We start from the raw sequence: 12,797 nt of genomic DNA on the forward strand, positions 1-12,797 counted from the left end.
CGCCGCCGCCACCACCACCGCCGCTGCGACCGCCACCGTAGCCGCCGCCGCCGCCGCCGCGACCGCCGCCGCCACCACCACCGCCGCTGAAGTCGCCGTAATCGCCGCCGCCGCCGCCGCGCGCGGGCGGACCGGAGAAGTCGGCGGGCGGGCCCATGTCGTCACCGGCGGGCGCGCCGCGACCGCGGCCGGCGAGGATCACGTTGTTCGCGATGACCTCGGTCTTGTAGCGCTTGTTGCCGTCGCGATCGTCGTAGCTCGACGTGCGCAACGAGCCCTCGACGAAGAGCGACGAACCCTTGCCGAGGATCTTCGCCAGCGCCTCGCCGCGCTTGCCCCACACGACGACGTTGTGCCAGTCGGTGCGCTCGCGGCGGACCTTGTCTTTGTCGAGGTAACTCTCGGTCGTGGCGAGGCGGAGGTTGAGCACGGCCTGGCCACCCTGGGTGAACCGAAGCTCGGGATCCGCGCCCAGATTTCCGAGCAACATGACGCGATTGAAGCCTTCCGCCATCGACTTGTCCTTCCTCTCGTCCTCTCGTCTGGATGTCCCCCGTTCATGACGACGCGTCAAGGGCGAGGGTTTTACGTCGGGCTCGGTCGCCTGCTAGTGCGCGCCCTTGGCGGCCTGCGCGATCACCTCGGCGAGCAGGAGCTTCGCCACGTTCAGATAAATCAAGATCCCGAGCACGTCGATCAAGGTCGCGATGAACGGCGTCGAGCTCGTCGCCGGGTCGAGGCCGAGCTTGCGCAGGAGCAAAGGCAGCATCGAGCCCACCGTGCAGCCCATGATGACGATGCCCATCAGCGTGATGCCGACCGTGAACATCAGCGCGTAGCCGTCGCCCCAGAGGTAGATGCGCGTCATGCCGATGATCGCGAGCATGAGCCCGAGCACCACGCCCTGACCGATCTCGCGCACGATGACGCGCTTCCAGTCCGTCGGCTTCACGTCGCCCACGGCCAAGCCCCGGATGATGAGCGACGACGACTGCGAGCCGGTGTTGCCGCCCGTCGAGATGAGCATCGGCACGTAGTAGGCGAGCTTCGAGACTGCCTCGATGATCTCGTCGTAGTGCCTGAGGACCGTGCCCGTGATGAACTCGCTCACGAGCAGCGCGGCGAGCCACGGCGCGCGCTTCTGGATGAACGTCCAGAAGGTCGTCTGGAAATAGCCCTCCTCGATCGGCTCGACGGCCGCGAGGCGCTGCAGGTCTTCGGTCTGCTCCTGCGTGAGCACGTCCATCACGTCGTCGACCGTGATCACGCCGAGCAGCTTTCGATCGGGGCCGACCACGGGCATCGCGGCGAAGTCGTACTTCGCCATCTTCCGCGCGACCTCCTCCTGATCGGTCTCGGGGCTCAGCGCGAAGATGTTCTCCGTCATCACGTCCGTGATCCGGTCCGTGGGCGCGGCGAGCAGGAGATCACGGAGCGACAAGATGCCGAGCAGGCGCTCGTCGTCCGTTAGTACGTAGACGTAATAAATCGTCTCGGCGTCCTGGGAGGACTTGCGGATGCGCTCGATCGCCTCGGCGACGGTGATCGTGGGCGGCACCGAGACGTAGTCGGTGGTCATCAGGCCGCCGGCGCTGTCCTCGGGCCATTTCGCGAGCTCCTCGACCTCGGCGGCGGCCTCGGGATCGACCTTCTCGAGCGACTCGAGCAGGTTGTCGCCGACCTCCTCGGGCAGCGCCTCGATGAGGTCGGTCCGCTCGTCGGCGGCCATCTCCGAGACGATCGGCGCGGCGTTCTCGACGCCGAGCTCCTCGACGAGCGCCTCCTGCTGATCCTCGTCGAGGCGCTCGAAGATCGGCGCGGCCTCCTCGGGCTTCAGCGTCTTGAGGATGAGGGCCGCTTCGTGCTCCTCGAGCATGCCGAGCAGGTCGGCGAGGTCCTCGTCGTGGATCTCCTCGAGCAAGGCGCCGATCTGCGCGGGATCTTCGGCGAGGAGCTCTCGCACCTCGGGCAGCATCGCGACGGCGACTCGCATCATCGGGCGCCAATCAGCCAGAGGAGCCGCTCGCCCGCAAGCAGGATCGCGGGGGCGCAACGAAGCCCGCGGGCAGGGCCCTTCCGGCCTCCTGCTCCCGGTCCCGGACCGGCTCGCTCGTTGTCCATGGTGCCAACTGAGTTGGCAAATGGCAGAGCAGGATCTCCACGGAAGTCAGGCCTCCAACGGGGCACGTTGTTTGCTCACCATCGTCTTCTGATCGCGGGCTTTCGTGCAAATGGGCCGTTCCTAGGCCGGATCTCGAATTGACAGCCTTCCCGGGACATCCCTAGCATCGAGGCCATCGATCACGGACGGGCCCGGCAGCATGGGTCCCGTTCGTCGCGGCAACTCCGTTTCTGGGACGAGCCCAGCGTAAGGTCGGCTAAGGAGCTCAGCATGAAAGGCTTACAGCGTCAGAAAAGCTTCCTGGGGAAGCGCGCGGCCCGAGCGGCCCTCTCGATGGTCGTAGCCACCACGGCGGCTGGCGCCGCAGGCTGCCTCGATCGGCCCGTCGAGACCGTCGAGCCCCGCATCACGGCGACGATCGTCGAGCGGCTCACCCAGAGCTCGGTCGACAAGATCGACATCCTTCTCGCCATCGACAACTCGCGCTCGATGGCCGACAAGCAGAACATCCTCGCGCTCGCGGTGCCCGACCTCGTGAAGGGCCTCGTGAACCCGCGCTGCGTCGACGACAACGGCGTGCCCGCGATGGTGCAGCCGGGCTTCCCGACCGAAGACTGCGAGGCGGGTACCAAGCGCGAGTTCGAGCCGATCCTCGACATCCACATCGGCGTCATCAGCTCCTCGATCGGCGGCCACGGCGCGGACTCGTGTCCGAACTCCGACGCGAACAGCAAGGAGTGCTCGCCGAGCCCGAACACGACGAACAACGACAAGGGTCACCTGCTCTCGCGCCTCAGCCAGTGCGGCGGCGCGTCGGTCGACACCTATCCGTACGGCACGGGCAGCACGGACAAGGGCTTCCTCGCCTGGGATCCGAAGGCGAAGCTCTCGCCGCCCGGCGAGGTCGACATCCCGAACCTGCAGCAGAACCTGCGCGACATGGTCATCGGCACCGGCCAGATCGGCTGCGGGTACGAGTCCCAGCTCGAGAGCATCTACCGCTTCCTCGCGGACCCCGAGCCCTACGAGACGATCTCCGTCGTCAACAACCGCGCCACGCCCGACGGTACGGACACCGTCCTCCTGCAGCAGCGCGCCGAGTTCATGCGGCCCGACTCGCTGCTCGCGATCGTCATGCTCACCGACGAGAACGACTGCTCCATCAAGGAGTACGGCCAGTTCTACTACGTCGGCCAGCTCCGCATCGGCGCGACGAACGTCCGCATGCCGCGCGCGCGCCAGGAGTGCGCGGCGGATCCGAACGATCCGTGCTGCAAGTCGTGCGGTCAGGACAAGGGGAGCTGCCCCGACGATCCGACCTGCACGAACCCGCAGGGCGGCCCGGCGCTGCTCGGCGTCGAAGAGGACGACATCAACATGCGCTGCTGGGATCAGAAGCGCCGCTTCGGCATCGACTTCCTCTACCCGACGGACCGCTACGTCCAGGCGTTCTCGGCCGCCGAGATCGCGAACCGCGCGGGTGACCTCGTCCCGAACCCGATCTTCTCGGACCTGAACCCGCAGGACGACATCACGAACATCCGCGACGCCGGCCTCGTGTTCTTCGCCGGCATCGTCGGCGTGCCCTGGCAGGACATCGCCCGCGACAAGACCGACCTGTCGAAGGGCTTCAAGAACGCGAACGAGATGAACGCGCCGATCGGCGCGGGCGGCGAGTCGACCTGGGACGTCATCCTCGGCAGCGAGAAGACGGGCGGCAAGCCGCTCGATCCGCTCATGATCGAGTCGATGGACAAGCGCACGGGCACGAACCCGATCACGGGCGACGTGCTCGTCGACGCCTCCACGCCGAACGCGAACCCGCTGAACGGCCACGAGTGGACGATCAGCGCGCACGACGACCTCCAGTTCGCGTGCATCTTCCCGCTGCCCACCAATGATCAGCGCGACTGCACGAACACGAACCTCACGGCCTGCGACTGCTTCGAGACGACCAACGACAACCCCCTCTGCCAGCAGGACCCGAACAACAACAACGCGCCGACGCTCCAGGTCCGCGCGAAGGCGTACCCCGGCGTCCGCCCGCTCGAGGTCATGCGTGACCTCGGCGATCAGGGCATCGTCGCCTCCGTGTGCCCCTCGAAGATCGACCCGGTCCTCGACATCGACAAGCCGGACTTCGGGTATCGCCCGGCCATCGGCTCGATCATCGACCGCCTGAAGAGCGCCCTCAAGGGCCAGTGCCTGCCCCGCACGCTCACGCCCGACGCCGAGGGCAACGTGCCTTGCCTCATCCTCGAGGCGCGCAACATGCAGGGCGCTGCTTGCGTCTGCGACCCGAACGCGGCGCGCGCCGACATCCCGAGCGAGGGCCCGAAGGCGAAGGCCGTCGAGCTCGCGAAGGAGGATCCGGCGTACGACAAGGCCAAGTGGGACTGCTTCTGCGAGATCACGCAGACGCAGGACACCGAAACGCGTAAAGAGCGTACGGCCTGCCAGGACGACGCGGTCGAGCAGCCGCAGCTCGACGGCCAGCCGGTCAACGGCTGGTGCTACGTCGACGGGACGACCACGCCCCCGACGGGCAACGTCGAGATCGTCCAGGACTGCCCGGCGAACGAGAAGCGCATCATCCGCTTCGTCGGCGCGGGCGAGGCGCAGCCCGGCTCGACGCTGTTCATCACCTGCTCGGGTGACACCGGCGGCGGCTGAGCCTGGCCGTACCTGACGACCTGACGCAATAACGCGACGAGGCCCGGCATCGGGCCTCGTCGCGTTTTGTGATAAGACGGCGCCCCGAGGTGACGTCGAAAAAGAAGATCCTGATCATCGAGGACGAGCCCCACATCGTCCTCGGCTTGACCGACGCGCTCGAGTTCGAGGGGTTCTCCGTCGTCTCGGCGGGCACGGGCAACGCCGGCGTGCAGCTCGCGCGGCAGGAGAAGCCTCAGGCGATCCTGCTCGACCTCATGCTCCCCGACACGAACGGGTTCAAGGTCTGCGAGGAGCTGCGCCGCTGGGATGCGTTCATCCCGATCATCATCCTCACGGCGCGTGGCCAGGAGCTCGACAAGATCCGCGGCCTCGACGCAGGCGCCGACGACTACGTCACGAAGCCCTTCAGCGTGGGCGAGCTCATCGCTCGCATGCGCGCGATCTTCCGGCGCACCACGCGTGGCCCCGGCGATCCGACGCCCGAGATCTTCTCGATCGGGCAGGCCAAGATCAACATGACGACCCACACGGTCGCGCGCGGCTCGAAGTCGAGCCCGCTCTCGTTCTACGAGGTCGAGCTCCTGCGCCTGCTCTACGAGCGCGTCGGCCAGCCCGTCTCGCGCGAGGAGATCCTCCAGAAGGTCTGGGGCGTCGAGGGTTCACCCACGAACCGCACCGTCGACAACTTCATCGTGAAGCTGCGCAAGAAGGTCGAGAAGTCCCCGGACAAACCGCAGCACATCCTGACGGTGTACGGGCACGGCTACAAGCTTGCGCCTTGAGGTGGGGGGCTCCGGTCGGACCTGCGGTCCTTGCTCTGCCCCCCACACCCCCCGCGGTGCTTTCTGACAGGTCAGCGCAGGGGGAGTGCGTTGCGCACGTCGACGGGGACGCTGATGATGTCTTCGCGAATCCGGGAGGCGTCGAGGCCGCCGAGGCTCGTGCCTTCGCGGAGCTGACGCGCTTCGAGGTAGAGGCCGGGGCGACCGCGGAAGGCGCTGTCGCCGATGATGCCGATCTCGTCGCCCGCTTCGAGCGGCGCGCCCACGACCGCGCGTTCGCTCGGACGATCGAGGTTTCCGTGCACGAAGAGCACCTGCCGCAGCCGGCCTCCATCGCGCACGAGGTGCGCCGTGACGACCGTCTCGCCGAGCATCTCCCCGACGAACGCGACCTCCGCCGGCCCCTCTTGCCCTTCGAGCGAGAGCGCCACGACCGCATCGCCACTCGACGCATCGAGCAGCACGGCGCCGGGTCCGGGCGCGACGTCGCCTCGTTCGACCGACAGGTCGAAAGGCCGATCGAGCCCCGCGAGCACCGACGGCGCTGCCTCGGCCGCCAGCGGGAAGCGGTACGCCGCCACCTCGGCGGGCCGCTCGGGCCTCCGCGGGACGAGCGTGCTCCGCTCGGTCGCGGTCTCCGGGCCCTCGGGCAGCGCCTCGCGCCCGTCCGGCTGCGGCGCTCGGCCTGGCGGGGGCAGGGGGATGCACACGTCACCTTCGGGCAACGTGCGCGGGCCACACGACGCGGCCACGGCCGGGGCGACCGTGGAGGGCGTTTTCGCGGGCTCGGGCGCCTTGGGCCTCGGGGTTTTCCCGAGCGCACCGAGGGCCGCGAGCAGGGCGGCGAAGGCGGCGGCCCGGACGAGCGGCTGCATCACCCTTCGCTATAGCCCAGCCCGCGGCGCCGTTCGAGCCGAGGACGGCGGCTCCGCTGGGGACGGCGCCCTACGAACGTTCAGGGGGCCCCTGCGGCGCGTCCGTAGGCGGCTCGGCTTGCGAAAGCGCGACGCTGTTGATAGCTCCTGTCTTCGTGCAAGACCGCTCTTCGATCGAAAAGTCTCTGAACGCGCTCTTCGACGCCGAGCGCACGGTTCGCCGCCTGCACGACGAGCTCGCCGACAAACCCGAAGGTACGCTCCTCGACGTGCTCACCGACGCGATCGCGGCTGCTCTCAAGGAGAGCGACGAGGACGAGTCGGCGCTGCGGCTCGTGCGGATCGCGGCGCTGCTCGGCGAGCTCCAGGGGCCGCGGGTCGTCGACGCGATGATCGACGTCCTCTCGTCCGAGCACCCGGAGGCGCGTCGCGCCGCGGGCGAGCAGCTCGAGGAGCTCAGCTTCGAGCGCTTCAAGGAGGTCGCGCTGGGCGTCGAGCGCGCGCTCAAGCGCTTGCCCGTTGGCTCGCCGGCGCTGCCCGAGCTCCCGTACATCCTCGCCGAGGTCCCCGAGCCCGGCGTCACCAAGGTGATCGGCCAGTTCCTGAAGCACGGCGACGCCGACGCGGTCGCGGCGGCGATCGAGGCGCTCGTGCAGATCGGCGACCCGGCATCGGCGCGGCTCATCGAGCCGCTCGTCGACGACACGCGCTCTGTCGAGCTCGAAGAGGACGGCTCGGATGCGACGACCGAGGTCACGATCGGCGAGCTCGCCGAGGAGGCGCTCGAGATGCTCGAGGCCGTGAGTGAGGACGACGAAGAGAGCGGCGGGAACGGGAGAGCTTCGTGAGCCTCGGGACCCCGCTCACGGGGGCGGAGGCCGAGGTTTTCGACACGTCCGTCATTCCGCGTTACCTCGCGTATTTCGGCACGTCCGCGGTGGAGATGGTCATCCCGTATTCGCAGGCGTCCGTGGCCGACATCGGCTGCCGCACGGGGTACGTCGAGCCCATGCTCGCGGAGAAGCTGCCGGGCGCGAACATCGTCGGCGTCGATCCTTCGCCCGAGGCGCTCACGCTCGCGCGCGCGAAGGCGTCGGAGCTCTCGGACGTGAACGTGAGCCTCGAGCTCGCGACGGGCATGCCGTTGCCGCTACCGGATGCGACCTTCACGCACGGCCTGCTCGTGCATCCGGTCGTGAGCGCGCAGGCGCGGTATGCGCTGCTCGCCGAGCTTCGTCGCATCCTCGTCGTGGGCGGGCAGGGCCTCGTCGCGCTGCCCGTGCGCGGCTCGTTCCCCGAGATCTACGACATGCTGCGCGAGTACGCGTTGCGGCAGGACCTCGCGGATTTCGGCAAGGCCGTGGAGGTCGCGGCGGCGAGCCGTCCGACGATCGAGTCGCTCTCGGAGGAGCTCGAGAAGGTCGGCCTCGGCGAGGTCGACGTCGACGTGCAGCTCATCGGCGTCGCCTTCAACAGCGGCAAGGAGTTCCTGGAGGATCCGATCGCGCAGATGATCGTCTTCCCCGACATGCGCGCGCTGCTCGAAGCCGACCCGGGCGGCGTCGAGGCCGGCTTCCGCTACGTGAGCGACGCGATCACGAAGTACTGGTCGGAGGGCTCCTTCGAGCTCACGGTCAACATCGGCTGCGCGAGCGGGCGAAGGTTCGAGTAGTCAGCGCAGCACGAAGAACGGCACGAGCGCCCAGCCGCCCGCGTCTACTTTGACGTCGAACGTTCTGCGCTGCCCCCGCGCTTCGATCGTGACCGCGTGTTTCCCCGCGGGGACACGCGTCCTCGCGATCGCGATCCGCGCCGGCAGCGTCGTCCATGACCGCGTGTCGGGCGTGTCGAGCGCCGACATCGTCAGGCTCGTGGCGAAGCCGAGCAGCAAGCCCACGGCCTCCGCGCTCCCGTCGCGCCGCTGCCGCTCGTCCTGTGCTGCGTTGATCCCGGCCGCCGTCGCGCCGGCCACGGCCACGCTCGCCGCCGTGCGCGCGAGGAGCCGCGTGATCGCGGCGAGCACGAGCGTCCCTTCGCGCTTGTGCCACGCCGAGCGCACCTCGCCTTCCACGTCGAGCGCTTGCTCCAGCGGCAAGATCTCCTCGCCGATCGAGGCCTTCGGCGTCTCGTAGCCTCCGCGGCCCTGACCCAGCGTGGGATAGTTGATCCACGCCACTGCGCCCTGAAGCACGAGCGAATCGACCTCCCGGCGCTCCATCGGCGACAGCTCGTGCCCCACGATCTGCATCGCCATCCCGATCGGGATCCGCACCGGCGTCTTCGGCGGCACCCGCCCGAACCCTACGACGACGAGCAACTCCGCCTCGCCCGTCTCCTCCACCGGCGCGAGCGGCTCCGCGCCCTCCACGAGCGCGTCGATGGCCTCGTGGATCGTCGTCTTCTGCCCGCGCGTCAGCGTGCGCAGCGGATCGCGTAGCGACTTGTACCGCGCGAACTCGAGCGCCTCGTCGTAATGCAAGAGCGCCTCGTCGCGCTGCTTCGACTTCTCGTACGTGAAGCCCGCGAGGTAACTCCCGAGCCCGAGCAGCGCGCCCTCGTCGCCCACGCTCTCGATGTACTTCTGCATGACCGCGAGCCGCCGCGCCTCCACGCGCGCCCCGTTGAGGTCGTGCCGCGCGAGGTAGCTCAGCATGTTGAGCGTGTTCAAGAGGAGCTTCTCGTACGCCGGCGCCTTGTACGGCCCCGCGTCGTCCGAGAACACGTAGCGGCCGAGGTCCGCCGCTTTGCTCGTCGAGAGGTCGAGCACCTCGATGGCCTGATCCGCGGCGCCGAGGTCGCGCGAGGCCTGCTCGTACTTTCCCATCGCGAGGTGGATGCTGCCGCGGTCGAGCAGGAGCAGCGCCTCGTCCTGTTTGACGGGCGGGATCTCGCCCGGCGACTTCACGCCGAGCTCTCGATCGAGCACGGCGACGGCTTGTTCCATCGAGCCACGATCGAGCGCCGCGAGCGAGTCGCGGACGCGCACCTCGTGCCCGGCGCAGCCCGCGTTTCCGAGCGCGCCGAGGGCGAACGTGATCACGCAGGCGGCGCGCCGGAGGCCGAGGAGCGGGCGCACGTCAATCCTGGTTGATGAGGGCCTTCGTGAAGGCCGCCTTGTTTTGCCAACGGACCGCGCTCGTCTCGGTCTCGATGACCTGCATGAACATGAAGTATTGCACGCGCCGACCGCCGGCCGTGCGCTCGTCCGAGGTGTAGACCTTGCCGGTCATGTAGTACTTCGCGCCGAGCTGACGGCCGTACTGGGCCGCGTGGTTCGGATCGAACTGGCCGCCGTTCTGCCGCTCGACCTCGGCGATCATCTGGTTCTGCCGCTCGCGGCTCACGACCGTGACGAGCTGCGAGTTCACCATGAACGTCTCGGCGTCGGAGAGCACCGCCTGGAGCTGGCTGTCGACGTGCTGGCTCGTCTCGTTGATCATCGGGAAGATCGCCAGCGTGGGCTTGTCGCCCGTGTCGGCCCAGGCCTTGGCGAGGGGCGAGGCCACGAGATGCTTCATGTTCTCGTGGAGGAGCTGCTCCATGTCGCGCTTGTCGATGCCGGTGCTCATCGGCGGGTCGTCGAGGCCCTCGACCTCCGAGCCGCGGACGAACACGGGGTCGCTCGCGCAACCGACGGCGAGCGGCGCGAGCAGGAAAGCGACGGCGGGGACGAGGCGAAGGAAGCTTCGGTTTTTCATGGGTGGTGATGTGACGCTCAGGCGACGACGAGATTCACGATCTTGCCGGGAACGTAGATGAACTTCTTGAGGGTCTTGCCGGTCGTGAACGCAGAGATACCCTCGGCTGTGAGCGCGGCGTTACGGGCCTCGTCTTCGCTGGCCTTGACCGGCAGCGTCACGCGGCCGCGGACCTTGCCATTCACCTGCACGGCCATCTCGATGACGTCGTCGACGCAGAGCGTCGGATCGAACGTCGGCCAGGCTTCGAGCGCGATCGAACGCTCGTTGCCCCACGAGCGCCATACCTCCTCGGCCACGTGCGGGGCGAACGGCGAGACGCAGAGCAAAAGGCCCTTCGCAGCCTCGCGCGGCAGCTCCTTCAGCGAGCCGAGGTGGTTCAGGAGGACCATCATCGCCGAGATCGCCGTGTTGAACGAGAGCGACTCGATGTCCTCGGTGACCTTCTTGATGGTCTTGTGCACGAGGCGCTTCGTGGCGTCGTCGATGGCGTCGACGAGCGGCCTGCCCGTGAGGATCGAGTAGATGCGGTCGCGGAAGCGGACGACGCCCTGGATCTGCGCCGATTGCCAGGGTTTGACCGCCTCGAGCGGGCCCATGAACATCTCGTAGAGGCGCAGGCAATCGGCGCCGTAGGCCTTCACGATGTCGTCCGGGTTCACCACGTTTCCGCGGGCCTTCGACATCTTCTCGCCGTCCTCGCCGAGGATGATGCCCTGGTGGACGAGCTTCATGAACGGCTCGGGGTGCGACACCTTGCCGATGTCGAAGAGCACCTTGTGCCAGAAGCGCGCGTAAAGCAGGTGCAGCACGCCGTGCTCGGCGCCGCCGATGTAGAGGTCGACCGGCATCCAATCGTCGTAGGCCTTCTGGCTCCACGGCTCGGCGTCGTTCTTCGGATCGGCGAAACGCAGGTAGTACCAGCACGAGCCAGCCCATTGCGGCATCGTGTTCGTCTCGCGCGCGTACCACTGCCCGTCTTTCTGGAAGAACCTCCAATCGACGGCGCGGGCGAGCGGGCCCTGCGGGTCTTCGCCAGGGCGGAAGTCGACGAGATTGGGCAGGCGCAGCGGCAGCTCGTTCTCGGGCACCGCGATGGGTTTGTCGTAGCGGATCACATGCTCGTCGCCCTTGCGCGGGTCGCCGGCCGGATCCTTCATCTCCACGGGGAAGTAGACCGGGATCGGCTCGCCCCAGTACCGCTGCCGGGAAAACACCCAGTCGCGCAGCTTGTACGTGATCTTCGGCGCGCCTCTCCCCAGGCGGACGAGCTCTTCCACGATGGCGCGTTTCCCGTCGGTCGACTTGATCCCGTCGAACTTGCCGCTCCGCACGAGGATGCCCTCGTCGACGTAGGCCGCGTCGAGCGAATCGTGGAGCTTGCCGTCGGGGCTGATGACCTCGATGACGGGCAGCTCGAACGCCTTGGCGAACGCGAAGTCGCGCTCGTCGTGGCCCGGGACGGCCATGACCGCGCCCGTGCCGTAGCTACCGATGACGTAGTCCCCAACCCAGATCGGCACGGCCTGGCCCGTGAGGGGGTGGATCGCCATCGCGCCCGTAGGCACGCCGGTCTTCGTCTTCTCCGAGGTGCGGTCGAGGTCGCTCTTGCTCGCGGCGGCCTGCACGTAGGCCCGGACGGCGGGGAGCTTGTCGGCCGAGGTGATCTTCTCGACGAGCGCGTGCTCGGGCGCGAGCACGACGTAGGTACACCCGAGCAGCGTATCGGGGCGCGTGGTGAAGACGTCGATCTTCGCGCCCTCGAATCCTTGGACGTCGAACGAAATGAGCGCGCCCTCGGATCGCCCGACCCAGTTCCTCTGCATGCTGACGGTGCCCTCGGGCCAGTCGACGAGCGAGAGGTCCTCGGCGAGGCGGTCGGCGTACGCGGTGATGCGCAGCATCCACTGGCGCAGCGGGGTGCGGACGACCGGGTGACCGCCGCGCTCGCTCTTGCCATCGATGACCTCCTCGTTGGCGAGGACGGTGCCGAGGGCGGGGCACCAGTTGACGAGGACCTTGTCCTGATAGGCGAGGCCGCGCTCGAAGAGCTTGACGAAGATCCACTGGGTCCAGCGGACGTAGTTTTCGTCGATGGTGCCGAACTCGCGCTCCCAGTCGTAGCTGAAGCCGAGCATCTTCAGCTGGCGCCGGAAGGTGTCGATGTTCTTGCGCGTGGTCTCGGCGGGGTGGGTGCCGGTCTGGATGGCGTACTGCTCGGCGGGCAAGCCGAAGGCGTCCCAGCCCATCGGATGCAGGACGTCGTACCCCTTCATGCGGCTGTACCGGCAGAAGATGTCGGTGGCCGTGTAGCCCTCGGGGTGCCCGACGTGGAGGCCCGCGCCCGAGGGATAAGGGAACATGTCGAGCACGTAGCGCTTCGGCCGACCTTCGTGGCGAACGGCGCGGAAGACGCCGGTCTCCTCCCAGAAGCGCTGCCAGCGAGGCTCGGCCTCGGCGTGAACGTAACGAGCTGGCTCCTGCGCAGCCGGAGCGCCGTCCGCAGGCGTGCTCGGCGAGGTCGGGTTCGTGGTGGGGGACGTCATGGCGAACGTACGATTAGCACCGACACGGCGCGTGTGTCAGCGGGCGGGCGCCCGGAGGCGCCGCGCGCGAGAGAAGCGGGAAAGACGGGGCGGTAGGG

At 68.2% G+C, this 12,797-nt stretch carries 10 protein-coding genes; 4 read left to right on the forward strand and 6 right to left on the reverse strand.

Annotated elements, in window-relative coordinates:
- Positions 1-514, reverse strand: a 514-nt coding sequence (gene ssb, locus QHF83_RS21480) for a single-stranded DNA-binding protein (RefSeq protein WP_282419758.1), incomplete at its 3' end; no start/stop codon positions are given.
- A 93-nt stretch (positions 515-607) separates the two neighbouring features.
- Positions 608-1,996, reverse strand: coding sequence for a magnesium transporter (gene mgtE / locus QHF83_RS21485; protein WP_282419759.1), 1,389 nt, complete (start codon positions 1,994-1,996; stop codon positions 608-610).
- Positions 1,997-2,392: 396 nt separating this feature from the next.
- Between mgtE and QHF83_RS21490 the strand changes: the two genes are divergently transcribed.
- Both QHF83_RS21490 and QHF83_RS21495 read left to right on the forward strand, forming a co-directional pair.
- A complete protein-coding gene (locus QHF83_RS21490) occupies positions 2,393-4,795 on the forward strand; it encodes a hypothetical protein (protein WP_282419760.1) in 2,403 nt (800 codons plus the stop codon).
- An 89-nt stretch (positions 4,796-4,884) separates the two neighbouring features.
- Positions 4,885-5,580 carry a response regulator transcription factor gene (locus QHF83_RS21495; RefSeq protein WP_282419761.1) on the forward strand — a complete coding sequence of 232 codons (696 nt, stop codon included), beginning with the start codon at positions 4,885-4,887 and terminating at the stop codon, positions 5,578-5,580.
- Between the two features lie 71 nt (positions 5,581-5,651).
- Here the strand turns inward: QHF83_RS21495 and QHF83_RS21500 are convergent, their stop codons facing one another.
- Positions 5,652-6,455: a hypothetical protein gene (locus tag QHF83_RS21500; RefSeq protein WP_282419762.1), complete on the reverse strand. Its 804-nt coding sequence runs from the start codon at positions 6,453-6,455 to the stop codon at positions 5,652-5,654.
- Positions 6,456-6,610: 155 nt separating this feature from the next.
- On the opposite strand from QHF83_RS21500, the gene QHF83_RS21505 reads away from it, so the two are divergent.
- Together QHF83_RS21505 and QHF83_RS21510 are read left to right on the forward strand one after the other, a co-directional pair.
- On the forward strand, positions 6,611-7,303 hold the full coding sequence (locus tag QHF83_RS21505) for a hypothetical protein (RefSeq protein ID WP_282419763.1): 693 nt from the start codon (positions 6,611-6,613) through the stop codon (positions 7,301-7,303).
- Positions 7,300-8,127 carry a class I SAM-dependent methyltransferase gene (locus QHF83_RS21510; protein ID WP_282419764.1) on the forward strand — a complete coding sequence of 276 codons (828 nt, stop codon included), beginning with the start codon at positions 7,300-7,302 and terminating at the stop codon, positions 8,125-8,127. Before QHF83_RS21505 ends, QHF83_RS21510 begins: the two co-directional genes overlap by 4 nt.
- On the opposite strand, the gene QHF83_RS21515 is transcribed toward QHF83_RS21510, so the two are convergent.
- Genes QHF83_RS21515 through leuS form a run of 3 tightly spaced genes read right to left on the reverse strand, consistent with a single transcriptional unit; the run spans position 8,128 to position 12,699 of the window.
- A complete protein-coding gene (locus tag QHF83_RS21515; protein WP_282419765.1) occupies positions 8,128-9,531 on the reverse strand; it encodes a hypothetical protein in 1,404 nt (467 codons plus the stop codon).
- A gap of 1 nt (position 9,532) precedes the next feature.
- Positions 9,533-10,153 carry a penicillin-binding protein activator LpoB gene (locus QHF83_RS21520; RefSeq protein ID WP_282419766.1) on the reverse strand — a complete coding sequence of 207 codons (621 nt, stop codon included), beginning with the start codon at positions 10,151-10,153 and terminating at the stop codon, positions 9,533-9,535.
- A gap of 17 nt (positions 10,154-10,170) precedes the next feature.
- Positions 10,171-12,699, reverse strand: a complete 2,529-nt coding sequence (leuS, locus tag QHF83_RS21525; protein WP_282419767.1) for a leucine--tRNA ligase — start codon at positions 12,697-12,699, stop codon at positions 10,171-10,173.
- Between the last annotated feature and the right edge of the window lie 98 nt (positions 12,700-12,797).

Source organism: Polyangium sp. 15x6 (assembly GCF_029960785.1).
GTDB lineage: Bacteria > Myxococcota_A > Polyangia > Polyangiales > Polyangiaceae > Polyangium.

Coding starts and splice junctions, on each gene's coding strand:
- mgtE (WP_282419759.1), bottom strand. CDS start 1,996: ATGATGCGAGTCGCCGTCGCGATGCTGCCCGAGGTGCGAGAGCTCCTC.
- QHF83_RS21490 (WP_282419760.1), top strand. CDS start 2,393: ATGAAAGGCTTACAGCGTCAGAAAAGCTTCCTGGGGAAGCGCGCGGCC.
- QHF83_RS21500 (WP_282419762.1), bottom strand. CDS start 6,455: ATGCAGCCGCTCGTCCGGGCCGCCGCCTTCGCCGCCCTGCTCGCGGCC.
- QHF83_RS21520 (WP_282419766.1), bottom strand. CDS start 10,153: ATGAAAAACCGAAGCTTCCTTCGCCTCGTCCCCGCCGTCGCTTTCCTG.
- leuS (WP_282419767.1), bottom strand. CDS start 12,699: ATGACGTCCCCCACCACGAACCCGACCTCGCCGAGCACGCCTGCGGAC.